Source organism: Halomonas sp. PGE1 (assembly GCF_013000985.1).
In the GTDB taxonomy this organism is placed as follows: Bacteria; Pseudomonadota; Gammaproteobacteria; order Pseudomonadales; family Halomonadaceae; genus Halomonas; species Halomonas alkalicola.
Map to the genome: position 1 here is coordinate 959,678 of NZ_CP053032.1, position 16,978 is coordinate 976,655.

14 protein-coding genes are annotated in these 16,978 nt (G+C 66.8%); 7 read left to right on the plus strand and 7 right to left on the minus strand.

Annotation, left to right across the window (positions count from 1 at the left end):
* Window positions 1-1,320 (minus strand): sn-glycerol-3-phosphate ABC transporter substrate-binding protein UgpB, encoded by a 1,320-nt coding sequence (ugpB, locus tag HIR79_RS04590; protein WP_169957430.1) that lies wholly within the window; start codon window positions 1,318-1,320, stop codon window positions 1-3.
* Window positions 1,321-1,558: 238 nt separating this feature from the next.
* On the opposite strand from ugpB, the gene HIR79_RS04595 reads away from it, so the two are divergent.
* From HIR79_RS04595 to HIR79_RS04605, 3 genes are all read left to right on the plus strand, one after another.
* Window positions 1,559-2,254 (plus strand): HAD family hydrolase, encoded by a 696-nt coding sequence (locus tag HIR79_RS04595; protein ID WP_169957431.1) that lies wholly within the window; start codon window positions 1,559-1,561, stop codon window positions 2,252-2,254.
* Window positions 2,255-2,353: 99 nt separating this feature from the next.
* A complete protein-coding gene (locus tag HIR79_RS04600) occupies window positions 2,354-3,949 on the plus strand; it encodes a methyl-accepting chemotaxis protein (protein WP_169957432.1) in 1,596 nt (531 codons plus the stop codon).
* A 52-nt stretch (window positions 3,950-4,001) separates the two neighbouring features.
* The gene (locus HIR79_RS04605; RefSeq protein WP_502708661.1) at window positions 4,002-5,744 is read left to right on the plus strand and encodes a GGDEF domain-containing protein; all 1,743 of its coding nucleotides are present in this window, start codon (window positions 4,002-4,004) and stop codon (window positions 5,742-5,744) included.
* A 12-nt stretch (window positions 5,745-5,756) separates the two neighbouring features.
* Here the strand turns inward: HIR79_RS04605 and HIR79_RS04610 are convergent, their stop codons facing one another.
* The 3 genes from HIR79_RS04610 to HIR79_RS04620 are packed head-to-tail and all read right to left on the minus strand — an operon-like array spanning window position 5,757 to window position 9,557.
* Window positions 5,757-7,400 (minus strand): ABC transporter permease, encoded by a 1,644-nt coding sequence (locus tag HIR79_RS04610; RefSeq protein ID WP_169957434.1) that lies wholly within the window; start codon window positions 7,398-7,400, stop codon window positions 5,757-5,759.
* A 53-nt stretch (window positions 7,401-7,453) separates the two neighbouring features.
* Window positions 7,454-8,419: an ABC transporter substrate-binding protein gene (locus tag HIR79_RS04615; protein WP_169957435.1), complete on the minus strand. Its 966-nt coding sequence runs from the start codon at window positions 8,417-8,419 to the stop codon at window positions 7,454-7,456.
* 40 nt (window positions 8,420-8,459) lie between these two features.
* Complete coding sequence (locus HIR79_RS04620) at window positions 8,460-9,557, minus strand: ABC transporter ATP-binding protein (protein WP_169957436.1); 1,098 nt, start codon at window positions 9,555-9,557, stop codon at window positions 8,460-8,462.
* Between the two features lie 235 nt (window positions 9,558-9,792).
* Between HIR79_RS04620 and HIR79_RS04625 the strand changes: the two genes are divergently transcribed.
* Both HIR79_RS04625 and ltrA read left to right on the plus strand, forming a co-directional pair.
* Window positions 9,793-10,845, plus strand: coding sequence for a porin (locus tag HIR79_RS04625; RefSeq protein ID WP_169957437.1), 1,053 nt, complete (start codon window positions 9,793-9,795; stop codon window positions 10,843-10,845).
* Window positions 10,846-11,470: 625 nt separating this feature from the next.
* Window positions 11,471-12,847 (plus strand): group II intron reverse transcriptase/maturase, encoded by a 1,377-nt coding sequence (ltrA, locus tag HIR79_RS04630; protein WP_211620937.1) that lies wholly within the window; start codon window positions 11,471-11,473, stop codon window positions 12,845-12,847.
* Between the two features lie 181 nt (window positions 12,848-13,028).
* Here the strand turns inward: ltrA and phnE are convergent, their stop codons facing one another.
* From phnE to HIR79_RS04645, 3 genes are read right to left on the minus strand one after another with little or no spacing between them, the layout of a single operon-like run.
* A complete protein-coding gene (phnE, locus tag HIR79_RS04635) occupies window positions 13,029-13,829 on the minus strand; it encodes a phosphonate ABC transporter, permease protein PhnE (protein WP_169957438.1) in 801 nt (266 codons plus the stop codon).
* The gene (gene phnC, locus HIR79_RS04640) at window positions 13,786-14,589 is read right to left on the minus strand and encodes a phosphonate ABC transporter ATP-binding protein (protein WP_169957439.1); all 804 of its coding nucleotides are present in this window, start codon (window positions 14,587-14,589) and stop codon (window positions 13,786-13,788) included. The genes phnE and phnC overlap by 44 nt, the downstream gene beginning before the upstream one ends.
* A 10-nt stretch (window positions 14,590-14,599) precedes the next feature.
* Window positions 14,600-15,409 (minus strand): phosphate/phosphite/phosphonate ABC transporter substrate-binding protein, encoded by an 810-nt coding sequence (locus tag HIR79_RS04645; RefSeq protein ID WP_169957440.1) that lies wholly within the window; start codon window positions 15,407-15,409, stop codon window positions 14,600-14,602.
* On the opposite strand from HIR79_RS04645, the gene HIR79_RS04650 reads away from it, so the two are divergent.
* The gene (locus HIR79_RS04650) at window positions 15,386-16,123 is read left to right on the plus strand and encodes an SIR2 family NAD-dependent protein deacylase (RefSeq protein WP_169957441.1); all 738 of its coding nucleotides are present in this window, start codon (window positions 15,386-15,388) and stop codon (window positions 16,121-16,123) included. The genes HIR79_RS04645 and HIR79_RS04650 overlap by 24 nt on opposite strands.
* A gap of 54 nt (window positions 16,124-16,177) precedes the next feature.
* Window positions 16,178-16,972, plus strand: a complete 795-nt coding sequence (locus tag HIR79_RS04655) for a tRNA-uridine aminocarboxypropyltransferase (protein ID WP_169957442.1) — start codon at window positions 16,178-16,180, stop codon at window positions 16,970-16,972.
* Window positions 16,973-16,978 lie beyond the last annotated feature (6 nt).

Below are 16,978 nucleotides of genomic sequence, written 5' to 3' on the forward strand. Positions count from 1 at the left end.
TCAGCGGTTGGCGGCCTCGAAGTCGCGCAGCAGAGCGTTGCCGCGGCGGGCGGCGTCGGCGCTGGCCTGCTCGCCGTTCTTCTGGCCGCTCATCACCGCCTCCATCTCCTCGGAGATGATGTCGCGGATCTGCACGAAGTTGCCGAAGCGTAGCCCCTTGGAGTTTTCCGTGGGCGGGTTGAGGTTCATCTGGCGAATGGAGATGTCGGCGCCCGGGTTCTCGGCGTAGAAGCCCTGCGTCTCGCTCAGCTCCCAGGCGGCCTGGGTGATCGGCAGGTAGCCGGTACGCTGGTGCCAGTCGGCCTGCACCTCGGGCCGGGAGAGGTACTCGAAGAAGGCGGCCACGGCCTCGTACTCCTCATCGCTGTGGCCCTGCAGCGCCCAGAGGGTGGCGCCGCCGATGATGGAGTTCTGGGGCGCGCCCTCCACCTCCGCGTAGTAGGGCTGCATGGCGAAGCCCACTTCGAAATCGGCGTTGGCCAGCACCCCGGCCCGTGAGGCGGAGGAGCCGAAGAACATGGCGCACTCTCCCGAGTAGAACATCGGCGCGGCATCATCCCCCGGCCCCGGGCCGCCCCAGCGGAAGACCCCTTCGTCCTGCCACGCCTTGAGGTTGTCCCAGTGACTCGCCACCAGGTCATTGTCGAAGACGAACTCCGTATCCAGGCCGCCGAAACCGTTCTCCCGGGTGCCCAGGGGCGAGTTGTGCATGGCGGAGAAGTTCTCCAGCATCACCCAGCTCGGCCAGGAGGTGGTGAAGCCGCAGCGGGCCGCGCCGCTCTCGCGCAGCTGGCGGGAGGCCGCGACGATCTCCTCCCAGGTCTCGGGCGTGCCGCTCAGGCCCGCGGTCTCGAAGGCGTCACGGTTGAGATAGAGGATCGGCGTGGAGGAGTTGAAGGGGAAGGAGAGCATGTTGCCGCGAGTATCGGTGTAGTAGCCCACCACCGCCGGCAGGAAGGCCTCGCGCTCGAAGGCGCGGCCGTGGTCTTCCATCAGCTCGTGGATGGGGTAGATGGCCCCCTCGGCGGCCATCATGGTGCCGGTGCCCACCTCGAAGACCTGCAGGATATGCGGCTGCTGGCGGGCACGGAAGGCGGCGATGGCGCCGGTCATGGTCTCGGTGTAGTTGCCGCGGTAGCTGGGGTTCACCCGGTAGTCGTCCTGGGAGGCGTTGAACTCCTCGGTGATGCCTTCAAGGATCTCGCCGAGCTCACCGCCCATGGCATGCCACCACTGGACCTCCACGGCGGCGTGAGCGGACAGCGACAGGGTAGCGGCGGCGATGCCGGCGGCCAGGCCTTTCAGTGTGGGTACGAACATGGGGCTCTCCTTGCGGTGTGATTCACGGCGGTGACGTGGGCGGCGGTAAGCCGTTCTGCTCCGTCGCCCGACGTTATCCGCACAAGGTGACGACGGCATGGCGGGTCGGTGTCAGTCGGTTGGCGACGGCGTGACGGCGAGATGGCAGTGCCGTGACAGGTCGCGCCGGTCATGCCTTTGTCACCCGGATGGCCCAGGCTATGGGCCTTCTCGAGCTACCGGGTAACTGGAGACCGTCATGCGCCTTGCTCTCTTTGACCTCGACGATACGCTGCTGGACGGCGACTGCAGCGCGCTATGGAACGACTGGATGGTGGAGTGCGGCTGGGTCGACTCTCCCGGGGACTATCTCGCCCGTACCCAGGCCATGAACGCGGCCTATCACGCCGGGCGGCTCAAGCTGGAGCAGTATCTGGCCGTGACGCTGTCGCCGCTGGCGGGGCGCCACGAGGCGGAGGTCGCCGCCGAGGTCGAGACCTTCGTTACCGAACGAATCGCGCCGCGCTTCTTTCCCCAGGGGCGGGCGCTGATCACGCGCCACCGGGAGCAGGGCGATCTGCCGCTGCTGATCTCCGCTTCCTCGCGACATCTGGTGGGGCCGGTGGCCAGGCGGCTGGGCATCGAGGAGGTGATCGCCGTGGAGCCGGAGCTTGCCGCCGGCCACTTCACCGGCGCCACCACCGGGGTGCTCTCCTACCGCGGCGGCAAGGTCACGCGCCTGGAAAGCTGGCTGGCCGAGCGCAATGCCACCGCCAGCCACCTCTGCTTCTACTCCGACTCCCAGAACGATCTGCCGCTGCTCAACCGGGTGGATCGCCCCGTGGCGGTCAACCCCGACCCGGTGCTGGCCGAAGTGGCCCGGGTCGAGGGATGGGAGCAGTTGGGTTGGCGATGCTCCGAATCCCTGCGATTTCAAACCTGCGCTGAAGCCTAACTGGCATCAGAATGCGAGTGTCAGAAGATCTGAAGCGATCGTTTCGCATGATTTGTGACTTGGATAGCTTACCCTGCTAGGCAGGTAATAGAGGCAACTGTGTCGGAGTCGGTATTTAAAAATCTTCCCATTCGCTACGCCGGTCTGGCAATGCTGGTCGCCGCGGCCTCTCTGGTGCTTTTCTCCGGAGGCCTGGCATGGAAGATCATGCAGGAGGGTGGCCGAAACCTTGAGCGGCTGGAGCATATCCATGTGCAGCAGGCATCCAGCCTGAACAGATTGCATATCTCGGCTCTGGAAGGTCTGAATCTGATGGATCGGGCGCTTGAAAGGCAGCTTCGTCCCTCTCTGGGCGACCCCCTGCAGGCCATCCAGGATGTAGAGCATGAGCTGGCAGAGATACGGGATGCCAGGGTGAGGCTCGCAAGCTCCATAGCAGACCATGGGCACACGGACCCAGAGCTGCATGCCGCCATCGATGTGCAGTCAGCTCATCTTCTGGCACTGATGGAAGAGCAGCTGGGGGCTATCCGGTCCGGTGACCGGGCGGCCTATCGTCGGGTCACCGCCGAAGCCGTCGTCGCGAGTCGCGACTTGTCGGCATCCTCGCGGGACTTCTACCGTAACGCCGAAGCTCAGGTCGGCGAGCTGTTGGAAAACGCCAGAGATCAAGCCAGCCATTTCGGGTGGGTACTGACCGTGGGTGGTGTTGCGGCGGTGCTCTTCCTGATGCTGCTTGCCTGGCTGGCAGAGCGATATGCGCTGATGCCGCTGCGCAGGCTGGTAACACACTTTCGCACCATGGCAGGGGGCAACCTGGCGCTGGCTATCGAGCCTATGGGAGACAATGAGATCGGCCAGCTATACACCGAGCTCGAGTCTCTGCGTGCGTCGCTGGCCGAGACTGTGGAACAACTTCATCTCAACAGCCGCCAGGTACTCGGCAGCGCGCACCATATCAGCCATGGCAATGCAGAGCTGGCTTCTCGAACCCACCAGCAAGGGCACGCCATCGAGCAGGCGTCATCGACGCTGGAAGCACTGGCGGAAGGTGTTGCCAGGACTGCAGAGCACACATCGAGAGCGTTTCAGCTGACGACCAGTACGGTCGAGCAGGTGCGTGGTTCGAGCGCAGTCATCAAGGATTTTGTGGCTACCATGCAGGAGATCCATGCTCGCTCTCAGCGTATCAATGAGATAGTGACATTGATTGATTCCGTGGCATTCCAGACCAATATTCTGGCACTTAATGCCTCGGTAGAGGCGGCAAGGGCGGGTGAGAACGGCAAGGGGTTTGCTGTTGTGGCAAGTGAGGTTCGTGTGCTGGCGTCACGCAGTGCCGATGCGGCCCGTCAGGCCCAGGTCCTGCTCTCCTCCTCTTATCAGAGTGTGGAGAAGGGCAACAGGCTATCCAGCCAGGCCGAAAGCAGCATGTCGCGAATCCTGCAGGAGACAGAGGCGCTGGATGCCCTGATGGTAGGCATCAGTGACGCCTCAGAAAGGCAGCGTGATGGCATTGTTCATTTCAGTGCAAGTGTTCGCGAACTGGAGCTGGCCAATCAGGCGAATGCTCGCCAGGCCGATATTCGACGGCATGAGGCGGAAGAGCTCGAGCGTGCTGCCGGCCGGATGAGCCAGCAAGCGGCTCGTTTCAACCGGGAGCCAGCGTCAATAGAGACGCTGTCATCCGACTGACATTCATTTGTCTTACTGTCTCGAGCTTTCTGCATGGGGCGAGGATGCCATGGTGAGTGAGCAGTCACTGCTGGACGAGATCATTGCCGATGAGGGGCTGACGCCCCACTTTCAGCCCATCGTGGACGTCGCCAGGCGCGATATTCATGGCTACGAGGCACTGATACGAGGGCCTTCCGGCACCTTGCTGCATGCCCCCCAGCGGCTCTTCGAGGTGGCCATGCAGGCGGGACGGCTGGTGGAGCTGGACCTGCTCTGTCGGCGCATCGCCATCGAGCGCTTCGTGGCGCTGAACCTCGACGGCAAGCTGTTTCTCAACGTCATGCCTGCCACCCTGCTGGAACGAGACTTCCGCGAGGGGCTGACGCTAGGCTTCCTCGAGGGGGCCGGGCTGGCGCCCGAGCGCGTGGTCATCGAGCTGACCGAGCACGACCCCATCCTGGACTACCAGGCCATGCGCCATGCCATGCGGCACTATCGCGATATGGGCTTTCGGGTGGCCCTGGATGACCTGGGCGCCGGCCACTCAAGCCTGCGTCATTGGGCCGAGCTACGCCCTGACATGGTCAAGCTGGATCGTCACTTCGTGTCCGGCATTGATATTCAGCCCGACAAGCGCGAGTTCCTGCGCTCCCTGCTGGACGTGGCGAGAAACCTGGGCTGCGAGCTGATCGTGGAAGGGGTCGAGACAGCGGCGGAGCAGCGCTGCCTTTGGGAGCTGGACCGCAGCCTGGCGCTGATGCAGGGGTATTATTTTGCTCGCCCGAGCGCCGAGCCGGCTCGAGAGGTGAGTGCCTTGCTGCCCATGCATGAGCTGCCGGCCTCGGCGCCTCGGCAGACCGCCTCTGCCCTGCTGGCCGCCGTGCCGCCGGTAACACCAGAGCTGCCGGTGGCTGCGCTGGCGGAGCGTTTCCGTGCTGAGCCCGGACTGCGCTGCGTGGCGGTGGTCGCTTCAAGCCGCCCCGTGGCGGTCGTGCGTCGCCAGGAGTTCCTGACGCTCTTCACCAACCCCTACAGTCATGCTCTGTATGCCCGCAAACGGGTCAGGGACGTCGCCGACCGCCGGGTACTCTGCGTGAGCCGGGATACCTCTCTGGACCTCCTGAGTCAGCGCATTACCGACGTGAGCGGCCTGCAGCAGGAGGACTTCGTGATCGTCGATGCCGAGGGGGGGTACCTGGGCATGGGCAATATCATCGATCTGCTGCGGGAGATCACGGCCATCCAGGTGCGGCAGGCGCGCAATGCCAACCCGCTCACCGGCCTGCCTGGCAATATCCTGATCCAGGAGAGCTTGGCGGAGCGGCTCCGGCAGGAGCGGGCGTTCGTGGCCGTCTATGCCGATCTCGACAACTTCAAGGCCTTCAACGACTGCTACGGCTATGCTGAGGGGGACCGGCTGATCCTGGCGCTTTCACGTCTGCTGCTGTCACACCTGAGCGAGGCGGAGGATTTCCTGGGGCATATCGGCGGCGACGACTTCATGCTGCTGCTCGGCGGCCCACGCTGGCGCGCCAGCTGTGAGCAGGTGCTTTCCGACTTCGCGGCGCTGGTCCCGGACTTCTATCAGCCTGAGCACTGCGCAGCGGGCGGGCTTACGTGCGAGAACCGCCGCGGCGAAGCGGTCTTTCACCCCCTGGTCAGCCTATCGCTGGCGGCCCGTCCGGTTCATGCCGGGGAGGGGCTCAGGCCCGCCCAGCTGGCTGCCGAGCTTTCCGAGCTGAAGGCCCAGGCCAAGCGCCGGGCGGGTAATACGCTGTTTATCGACCGCCGCCGCCACGCCTGCCAGGCATGACGGCGGCGAGGGTCACCCCGCTATCGGCAGTCGCTTGCGGCTGAACACCGTCAGCGCCACCAGCAGTGCCGTGGTGGTGAAGATCGCCACGGCGCTCATCGCCATGCCGACGCCGGGGGAGCCCTGCTCGAATTGGCCGAACACGAAGGTCGAGACCGTGCGCATGCCGGCCGGCGCCACCATCAGCGAGGCAACGAGCTCACGTGAGGCGATGGCGAAGACCAGCAGCATGGAGACGATCAGGCTCGGGGCCAGGGCCGGCAACAGGATGCGCCGGAAGGCGGTGAAGAACCCGGCCCCGCACACCCGGGCCGCGGCCTCCAGGCTCTCGCCCATCTGGCGGAAGGCCGCCGAGGCGTAGCGCACCGGGTAGGGCAGCAGCAGGCAGGCATAGGCGAGCAGCAGCATGGCGCCGGTGTTGTAGACCTGGATCGGCCACCAGCTCTGGTTCCAGGCCAGGATCAGCCCCACCGCCACCACGATGCCGGGCATGGTGTTGGGCAGCAGCGAGAGCAGGTCGAGCACTCCCTTGCCGCGCAGGCGGGCGCGCACCACCAGATAGCCCACCAGGGCGCCCAGCACTCCGGTGAGCAGTGCCGCTCCGATGGCAAGCCCGAGGCTGGTGGAGAGCGCCTGCAGGGCGCCGCCGCGGTTGGCGAAGAGCGCCTCGAAGTGGCGCAGCGAGAGGTTTTCCGGGGTCAGGCCGCCGGAGAGGGTGCCGGTAAAGGCGGTGGCCAGCACGGCGAGTAGCGGCACGCCCACCGACACCACCCCCACCAGCCCGAACAGCGCCAGCACCGGCCAGCGCCAGGGGCCCAGCTCGATACGGTCCACCGCCGCCGGCTTGCCGGTCTGGCTGACGAAGGAGCGTCGCGTCACCAGCCAGTGCTGCAGGTAGAAGGCGGCCATGGCCAGCATCACCAGCAGCAGCGAGAGCACCGCCGCACCCGGGATGTCGATGGGCCAGTCAGAGAAGCGCTCGTGGATGCCGGTGACCAGTACCTTGTAGCCCGCCTGGGCGCCCAGGGTGGCCGGCGTGCCGAACTCCTCGATGGTCAGGGCGAAGACCAGCAGCAGGCTGGCGGCGATGCCGGGAGTGGAGAGCGGCAGGGTGATGCGCCAGAAGGCGCGCCAGGCCCCGGCACCGCTGACCCGGGCGGCCGAGGCGTAGCGTCCGCCGACGCTCATCATGGTGCGCGACACCGCGAAATAGACCACCGGGAAGACGTTGAGCACCATCACGAAGACGATGCCGAAGAAGGAGAACAGGAAGCCGCTGGCGGAGAACCCGGTGAGCTGCTCGGCGTAGCCCCGCGGCTGCAGCGTCAGCATCCAGGAGAGGGCCGCGATGTAGGGCGGGATCATGAAGGGGATCAGGAAGATCAGGTCCCAGGCGGCCCCGCCGGGCACCCGGGCCAGGGCGCGCAGTGCACCCAGCGGGATGGCCAGCAGGGCACAGACGAGCACCACCACGAGGCCCAGACGAAGGGTATTGCCGAGGAGTCCCAGCAGCGCCGGGTCGGAGAGCAGCGGCACGAACAGGCTGAAGGCGCCGGCCAGCTCCCCGCGCGACCAGCCGGGAAAGATCGCCTGCAGCACCACGTAGAGCAGCGGCAGCCCCACCAGCAGCAGCAGGGCGGCGGCGGTCAGCAGCATGACGACGCCTGCCCCGGTGAACCGGGGCAGGCGAGAGACGACAGGTACCGGCATCAGCTCCCCGTGGCCTCGCGGAAGCGGGTGAGGATGGCGTCGCGCTGGGCATTCATGGCCTCGCTGTCTACCTCGATCAGGGTCAGCTCCTCGAGGGTCGGGCGTAGCGCCTCGATATCGGTGCGAGCCGGCATCAGATAGCGCTCGGCGACCCGCGCTTGGCCCTGCTCGGAGAGCACGAAGTCGATGAACTGCTCGGCCTCGTCGGGCATGGCGGTGGAGGCGAGGATCATCATCGGCCGCGGGGCGATCACGGTGCCGCTCTCGGGGAAGATCACCTCGATGGCCTCGCCCTCGGCCTGCTGGCCCAGTGAGATGTAGTCCACCGCGCCGAACACCACCGACTTGGCGCCCTGCAGCACCGGGTTGAGGGCGCGGGCGTTGGGGCCGGGAACGATCATCTCGTTGTCGGCGAGTGCGTCCATCAGCGACCAGGTGGCCTCCTCGCCCAGGGCGGTTAGCAGGCTGGTGATCAGCTCGAAGGCGGCGCCGGACTGGGCCGGGTCGGGCATGGTTACCTGGTCGCGGTAGGCCGAATCGGTCAGGTCGCTCCAGTCGGCGGGGGCGGGCACGTCGCTGTTGCGGTTCCACACCAGGGCCAGGGCCGAGACTCCCTGGGCCACGTAGTGGTCGGTCTTGAGGAAGTCGGGCACCGTCTCGGCGTTGGGCGAGCGGTATTCGTGCAGGAGGCCATCCGCGTGGAGCGATTCGGCGCTGTCCCAGGAGGCGGACACCACCACGTCGGCCAGCGGATTGGCCTGTTCGGACTCCAGGCGTGCCATCACCTGGCCGGTGGTGCTCTGGAAGACGTTGACCTCGATGCCGGTCTGGTCGGTGAAGTCGGCGGCGAGGTCCTCGATCAGCGCGCCGGGGCCGGCGGAGTAGACGGTCAGGGCACCGGCGGCGGCAAGGCCCGGCAGGGCGAGCAGGCAGGCGCCGAGGGCGAGGGGTTTCAGGGGGAACATGTGAATCTCCGGGATCAGGGTTTGAGCGAGAGTGGAAGAATCAGCCGGTGGTGGCGGCCGCCACGTCGGCGTGGGGCATCAGGTCGAGCAGGCGGCTCTGGTCATCCCAGGCGCGCAGGGCACTGACATCGATGTCGATCCCTACCTGGCAGCCGCGCTCCGGCGCGTGGAGGGCATGCAGCTTGAGGGCGCTGCCATCGGCCAGGGTGAGCTGAAGTGACAGGTGCTCACCCTGGAACAGGCGGCCGGTGATGCGCGCGCGCAGCCGGCCGTCATCGGGGGCGCAGAGGTGCAGGGCCCGGCGCGGCAGCAGCAGGCGCACCTCCCCTCGGTAGCCGCAGGCCGCGGTCATCGGCAGCCGGGTATCGGCGATGGCCAGGCCGCAGGCATCGAGCCGGCCGTCGAGGAGGGTGCCGGCGTCCACGAAGTCGGCGATGGCCGGGGTGGCCGGGGTGTGGAAGAGCGCCTCCGGCGAATCGACCTGCTGCAGGCGCCCCTGCTGCAGCACGGCGACCCGGTCGGCCAGGGCGAAGGCCTCGTGCTGGTCATGGGTGACGAAGACCGCGGTCAGGTTGAGCTCCTCGATCAGGCCGCGGATCTCCAGTGCCAGGCTCTCGCGCAGGCCCTTGTCGAGGTTGGAGAGGGGCTCGTCCATCAGCAGCAGGCGGGGCCTGGCGACGATGGCCCGGGCGAGTGCCACCCGCTGCTGCTGGCCACCGGAGAGGGCGCCGGGGGCACGCTCGGCGTAGTCGGCAAGCCCCACCAGCGAAAGCGCCCATTCCACCTGGGGGCGGCGTGCGTTGGGCTTCACCCCCTGCATCTCCAGCGGAAAGGCCACGTTCTGGTAGACGCTCATATGGGGCCACAGGGCGTAGTCCTGGAAGACCATGCCCAGGCGGCGGTCGTCGGGGCTCAGGTGGCGGCCCGGCGAGGCCACGCACTCTCCTTCGAGGTGCACCTCACCCTCATCTAGCTCGGCCAGGCCGGCGATGCAGCGCAGCAGGGTGGTCTTGCCGCAGCCGGAAGGGCCCAGCAGGGCCAGCACCTGGCCCCGGGGCAGGGCGAGATCGATGCCATCCAGGGCCACGGTGTCGCCGAAGCGCTTGTGAAGGCGCGAGATATGCAGTGCGTCTTTCATGGCGTACTCGGTCGCTGTTTCTCCTGCATGATGGAGGCCAACCATTGCATTTCCATGAAATTCGTCGGTACCGATCGGCGTGAATAAAAGCGTCACCTTCCTGACATGATCCCGGGATATCGTCCTCGGCCATACAACAAGAAGCCACCAATGGCCGTCCTCCATGCCGGTGCTGTCTACCGAGCCAGGAGGCATCCCTTTTGCTATCCCAAGAGATCATTCAAGGAATCCTGTCATGTTCAAGAAGTCCCTCATCGCCACCGCCGTGGTCGGCGCGCTGTCCGCCTCTGCCGTCGCCCAGGCGGCTACCGTCTACGACCAGAACGGCACCAAGGTCGATATCTACGGCCGCATCAACTACATGATTACCTCCGGCGGTACCCAGGACCTGACCCCGGGGGCGGACAAGACCAACGGCAGCGAGTTCCAGAACAACGGCTCGCGCTTCGGTTTCCGTGCCAGCCATGAGCTCAACAGCGACCTGAGCGCCTTCGCCCGCATGGAGTTCCGCTTCAATGCCGACGAGGTCAACCGCGATGCCATGCAGGTACGTAACAGCTTCCTGGGCCTGAAGAGCCAGCAGCTGGGCACTCTGACCATCGGTAACTTCGACAGCGTCTACAAGGAGGCCGTGACAGGCGTCTTCGACAACTACGAGAACGAGGGCTGGGTGACCCATGATGGCGGCTCCACCAGCTCCCGCGGCGATACCGTGGCCTACGCCACGCCGGTCTTCAACGGCCTGCAGGGCCATGTGCAGGTCAAGCACATCAGCGGCAATGACGCTACGGTGGGCGCTCAGGACAACAGCTCCACTACCTCCACGGCGGCAGCGGTCACCTACAGCTGGGAGAATCTCTACCTGGCGGCGGGCTATAACCAGTCCAAGGATGTCTCCGAGCGCGGTGCTTCCTATGGCGGCGGCGGCAGCAACTCGGCCGGCGAGGATATCTGGGGCGTCTCCGCCCAGTACAAGTTCCTGCCCAACTTCTCCGCCCGGGTCATGTACGAGGAGCTGGGCTCCGTGAACGAGGGGGCTTCGGCCAGCGCCAGGAAGGAGATCGTCGGCCTGGGCGCCACCTTCAACTACGGCCAGGGCAACCTCTACGCCGACGTCTATGACGTCAGCTATGTGGGCGATATCAGCAGCAACAACCCCTGGGCCATCGGCGTCGACTATCGCTTCAGCCCGATGCGTGTCTATGCCGAGATCTTCGATGAGGATGCCAGCGGCGAGAATATCGACGACAGCCTGCTCTACACCGTCGGTATCCGCTACGACTTCTAAGCGCTTCCTTCACGTTTTATCCCGCATGACCCTGCCGATCTTCGCCGCCAGCAGGCGGTGAGGGTCGGTAGGAGAGTCGCCGAAGACTCTCTTTCATCACCGTATGTCTCGCACTGATTCGATATTTGCCGGCCGGGGAGACCCGCCGGCTTTTTTGTTGTGCGCCAGGCATGGCGCGTAGCACCGATAGGTGCTGTTCCCGAGGGTGGTGCCTCGGGATGACTCGGGGGTGAAAGTCCCCTGCGGACCCTGATAGCGGGAACCGCTAGCCGAACAGCAAGGGTGTCCGCCGCGAGGCGGAATCTGAAGGAAGCTGAAGGCAAACTCCCGGCCTGACGAACAGGAATCGCATATGAGGCAGCCACATCTGGGCGAGAGGGCAATGACACTCGAAGCCCAATAGCTATCCGGAAGATGTGGAGGTAAATGCGGCGGGTAGATGGGAGGAAGGTCGCGCGTCTTACCCTGGGAGGTCTGGTGGTCTGCCACGGTGCTACCGGCGCCGAGAGGCGACGGGATGGGCCACCAGACGTCAGCAGAGGCCATAGTAAGTGCCGGTTCACCGCGGCACCAAGGGCCGAACATGAAGAGCCGCGAGTAGGCGATGATGTCTCGAGGATCGATCATGAAGGCAGAAAGTGGCGCTGATACCGCCACCCACCCAGAGGGGCAGGGGCAGTACCCCGGGTCCCAGCCGGTGGGCGTCGAGACGATCCCGGCGTCGTCATCGTGGACGAAAGCGGAGCCCGCCCCGCTCATGGAGGCCGTGGTAGGGAAGGCCAACATGGCGCGGGCTTACCGAAGGGTGGTCGCCAACAAGGGGGCGCCGGGTGCCGACGGCATGACGGTCCACCAGTTGGCCGACCACCTGAAGGAATGCTGGCCAACGCTGTGCGAACGGCTGCTGGCCGGTGAGTACCACCCCAGCCCGATCCGAGCCGTCGAGATTCCCAAGCCCAAGGGCGGGACGCGACAGCTCGGCATCCCCACGGTGACCGACCGGCTGATCCAGCAGGCGCTGCTTCAGGTGTTGACGCCGATCTTCGATCCGGGGTTCTCCGCATCGAGTTACGGCTATCGGCCCGGGCGCAGCGCCCAGCAGGCCGTCTCGGCGATGAAGGCCCATGTCACTGCCGGCCACCGCTGGGTGGTCGACCTCGACCTGGAAGCCTTCTTCGACCGGGTGAATCACGACCTGCTGATGGCGCGGGTCGCGCGCCGCGTCTGCGACAAGCGAGCGTTGCGCTTGATCCGCCGCTATCTGGAAGCCGGGATGTTCCAGGACGGCCTGGTCGCGCCACGCCGGCAGGGCACGCCCCAGGGCGGACCACTCAGCCCGCTGCTGGCCAATATCCTGCTGGATGACGTGGACAAGGAACTGGAACGCCGCGGCCACCGCTTTTGCCGCTATGCCGACGACCTGCAGGTGTATGTCAGGAGTCGGCGAGCGGGCGAGCGCGTCATGGCCAGTCTGAGTGATTTTCTCGAGAGCTCACTCAGGCTGACGGTCAATCGCAACAAGAGTGCGGTGGATCGACCCTGGCACCGGGGGTATCTGGGCTACACGCTGACCCGGCACAAGCGGCCGAAGCTGACGCTGGCCAAGACCAGCCTGCAGCGCCTGATGCAGCGTGTCCGCGAGATCCTCAAGCGTGGCAGGGGGCGCAACATACGGCGCGTTATCGAAGAGTTGACCCCGGTCCTGCGGGGCTGGGCCAACTACTTCTCCTTCGTCGACGTAAAGCGCCCGCTGGAAGCGCTGGAGGGTTGGATACGTCGTCGACTGCGTTGCGTGATCTGGCGGCAATGGAAACGCCCGCGGACCCGGCGCCGCAAGCTACGGGCGCTGGGTCTGGACGACCATCGGGCGTGGAAGTCAGCGGGAAACGGGCGAGGCCCTTGGTGGAACGCCGGCGCCTCGCACATGAATCAGGCCTTGCCACGGAAATGGTTCGAGCAGCAGGGCCTGATCTCGGTACTCGATACGGTCAAGAGGGCTTAGTCGTTCTTCGTGAACCGCCGTGGTACGGAACCGTATGCCCGGTGGTGTGAGAGGACGGGGGAGGCGACTCCCCCTCCTACTCGATTGCCTTCATCGAGTAATCAGGCCGGAAGGTCCGGGTAATCGGCCATGAAAAAGACCGCCCGAAGGCGGCCTGAGGAGGTGGGCTTGGCGAGCGGCGTCAGATCACCCGCTTGCGAATCCAGGCGCTGACCTGCTCCACGCCGATCACCACCACCAGGATGGCGAGGATCACGGTGAGGGCCTGGTCATAGCGGAACAGGCTCATGGCGGCGGAGAGCTCCACGCCGATGCCACCGGCGCCGACGAGGCCCAGCACCACGGCGCTGCGCACCGCCTTCTCCACCGAGAAGAGGCTGGTGGCCACGAACGATGGCGTGCACTCGGGCAGGATGGCGCCGCAGACCACGCCGCTGCGCGAGGCGCCGGTGGCGGCCAGGGCCTGGCCGGGGCCGGGGTCCACTTCCTCGATGCGCTCGGAGAAGAAGCGGGCACAGAAGCCGATGGTATCCATGACGATGGCCAGGATGCCGGCCAGCGGGCCCAGCCCCACGGCGACCACGAAGATCAGCGCCCACACCAGGTCCGGCACGGTGCGCAGGGTGGCGACGACATTGCGGGCGATCACCCTGACCACCGGGTGCGGGCTGGTGTTACGGGCGCAGAGCAGCGCCATGGGCAGGCTCAGGATCACCCCGAACACCACGCCGACGATGGCCATCTGGAAGGTCTCCAGCATGGCCATGGCGATCACGTCCCAGCGGCCGAAGTCTGGCGGCAGGGCCTCGCCGAAGAAGGTGCCGAGGTTCATCACTCCGCGCAGCAGACGATCCGAGTGGATGTTGGCGCTGGAGAAGCCGCTGATGAAGAAGGCCGCGAAGGCCAGCAGCAGGATAAAGGCGATGGGAGAGGGGCGCTCAAGCCTGGGCGGCGCGGCGTGGCGCGGCGATGAATCGTTCATCGGTAGCGGCCTCCTGTGGTGTGACGGTCTGGTAGAGGGCCGTGATGTCGGCGTCGCTGACCTCGGCGGTGGGGCGGTCGAAGGCCAGCTGGCCGCCGTGCAGGCCGATCAGCCGCTCGCCGTACTCCCGGGCGAGCTCGATCTGGTGCAGCACGCAGAGCACGGTCATTTTCCGCTCGCGCACCACCGACCAGAGCAGCTCCATCACCTCGCGGCCCGCGCGGGGGTCGAGGCTCGCCACCGGCTCGTCGGCCAGCACGATCTCAGCGTCCTGCATCAGCATGCGGGCGATGGCCACGCGCTGCTGCTGGCCCCCGGAGAGGGTGTCGGTGCGGCGCGCCGCCAGGTGGGCGAGGCCGACCCGCTCCAGGGCCTCCATGGCCGCCTGGCGTGACTGCCGGCTGGCGGTCAGGGCATGGCTGGCGAGGATGCCGCGGCGCCCCATCAGGCCGAACAGCACGTTCTGCAACACCGAGAGGTTGCCGACCATGTTGAACTTCTGGAAGACGCAGCCGATGCGCTGGCGCAGGGGCCGTAGCTCGCGACGCGATGCCGAGGTGAGGTCGACGCCGGCCAGGCTGAGGCGCCCCGAGGTGGGGCGCTCCAGGCCGGTCAGGCACTTCATCAGCGTCGACTTGCCGCAGCCGTTATGGCCGAGGATGACCACGCCTTCGCCGGGGCTGACGTCGAACGACAGCCCGTCGAGGGCGCGGGTCCCGTCCGGATAGACCTTGGTGAGGTTGTCGATGCTTAGCTGCATGGAAGCTCCATCAGTCGGAGAGGCCCAGCAGGGCGTAGGATTCGCGCACCATGTCGTAGGCGCTGTCGTCCACCAGCACCATCTCGGCGCCCAGGTACTTGTCGCGCTCGCCCGGAGCGAGGATCGCCTGCAGCAGGCCGTCCGGATCGTTCATGAAGGCCTCCTGCATCTCGCTGATGCACTCGGCGGAGATGTGCGGGCCGGCCACCATGGGGTCACCCGGCATGTCCTGACCGCGCTCGATGATGCGGTAGTTCTCCTCGCCGTGCTGGGCAGCGAAGGGGGCAAAGTCGCGCACGCCGGTGCCGACGGCATCCACCTCGCCGGCGGCCAGGGCCTGCATGCGGGCGCCGTCCAGCAGCGAGATCCGCAGGTCGCGGTCGATATCCAGGCCGGCCTGGTCCAGCATGTAGCTGGGCATGATGTGGCCGGTGGTGGAGCCATGGTCCTTCATGGCCACGTGCTTGCCCTTGAGGTCCTCGAGGGTCTCGATATCGCTGTCGGTGGGGGCGATGAACACCGAGTAGTACTCGGGGCGCACGATGGCGGTGACCGCCTTGGTGCCCGGGACCCGCTCGGCCATCAGCACGTACTCGGAGGGGCCGGCCAGCACGATATCGACCTGCTCGAAGCGCAGTGCGTTGATGGCGGTGGTGCGGTTGCCCACCGGGAAGAACTCCACCGTCACGCCGAGCCGGGACTCGACCTCGTCGACGAAGCCCTCGTGTGGTCCTGAGCCGGCCGCAGGTGGTATTTTCAGCCCAGGTAGTTCAGATGCCCCGAGCGGAGAGAGTCGATGGCAGAACAGCGCGCGCCGCATCTGGTGGTGTTCACCGGAGCGGGGATCAGTGCCGAGAGCGGTATCCAGACCTTCCGCGCCGAGGATGGCCTCTGGGCGGATCATCCGGTGGAGGAGGTGGCAACGCCCGGTGCCTGGCGGCGGGACCCGGCCCGGGTACTGGCCTTCTACAATGCGCGCCGCGACCAGGTGCGCCAGGCGCGGCCCAATGCCGCCCACAAGGCGCTGGCGGCGCTGGAGAAGCAGGGCTTCCGGGTCAGCATCATCACCCAGAACATCGACGACCTGCACGAGCGGGCCGGCTCCCGCCACGTGCTGCACCTGCACGGCGAGCTTCTCAAGGCGCGCTCCACGGTGGACCGGCGCATGCACTATCCGCTGCCCCGCGGCGGCATCGAGCTGGGCGACATCTGCGACAAGGGCAGCCAGCTCAGGCCCGACGTGGTCTGGTTCGGCGAGGAGGTGCCCCACTTCGGGGAGGCCTGCGAGATCGTCAGCGAAGCGGACCTGCTGCTGGTGGTGGGCACGTCGCTTGCCGTGATGCCGGCGGCCTCGCTGCTTCAGTACGCGCCCTTCGATGCCCCCCGCGTGCTGGTGGACCCCGAGGCCGAGGCGCTGGCGCCGCCCGGGGTGACCCGGCTCAGCCAGCCCGCCGGCAAGGGGGTGCCGGCGCTGGTGCGCCACTGGCGGCGCGAGGGACGGCTCTGGGTGCCGGAGACGCTGCTGGCCTCCTGAACGGCGCCTGCGGAGGTGCTAGAATGCGGCGCCTCTTTCCATGCGGTAGCCGCCATGCAGCACGACAGCCCTGACACCTGTGCCGAGCGTCCTCTGGACGGTGCGCTTTCCCATGACCCCGGAACCGGGCTTTCCCATGACCCCGCCACCGGTCATCCGCGGCCGCCGCGGCGCGAGTTCAAGGCCCGGGGCAGCTTCGTTGCGCGCTGCCCGGGCTGCCACCTGCCCGAGCTCAACTGCCTCTGTCCCTATGCGGTGAGGGCCGAGAGCGAGGCGCGGGTGTGGCTGCTGACCCACCCCATGGAGCACCACAAGCCCACCAACACCGGGCGGCTGATCCGTGACGTGCTGCCCGAGACCGAGGTCTTCACCTGGTATCGCACCGCGCCGGACGAGCGGCTGCTGGCGCTGCTGGACGACCCCCGCTACGCCCCCTTCGTGATCTTCCCCGACGACCAGCCCGACTACGCCGAGCGGGTGGTGGGCATCGACGCCGTGGCCGAGGCCAAGGCCGCCGGGCGCACGCCGGTCTATGTGCTGCTGGACGGCACCTGGCGCCAGGCTAGGCGCATCTTCCGCAAGAGCCCCTACCTCGACCGGCTGCCGGTACTGCCGCTGCACAGCGAGCGGCTGACCCGCTACCGCCTGCGCAAGCCGGCCTCCGCGGCCCATCTGTGTACCGCCGAGGTGGCCGCCGAACTGCTGCGCCAGGGGGGCGACGACTCGGCCGCCCAGGCCCTGGACGACTACTTCGACGCCTTCAACGAGAGCTACGCCGCCAGCCGGCGCTTCGAGAAGATCGAAGCGCCGACGGCGGCGATGCGGCGCCTCCTGGCGCGAAAAGAGTAGCGCTGA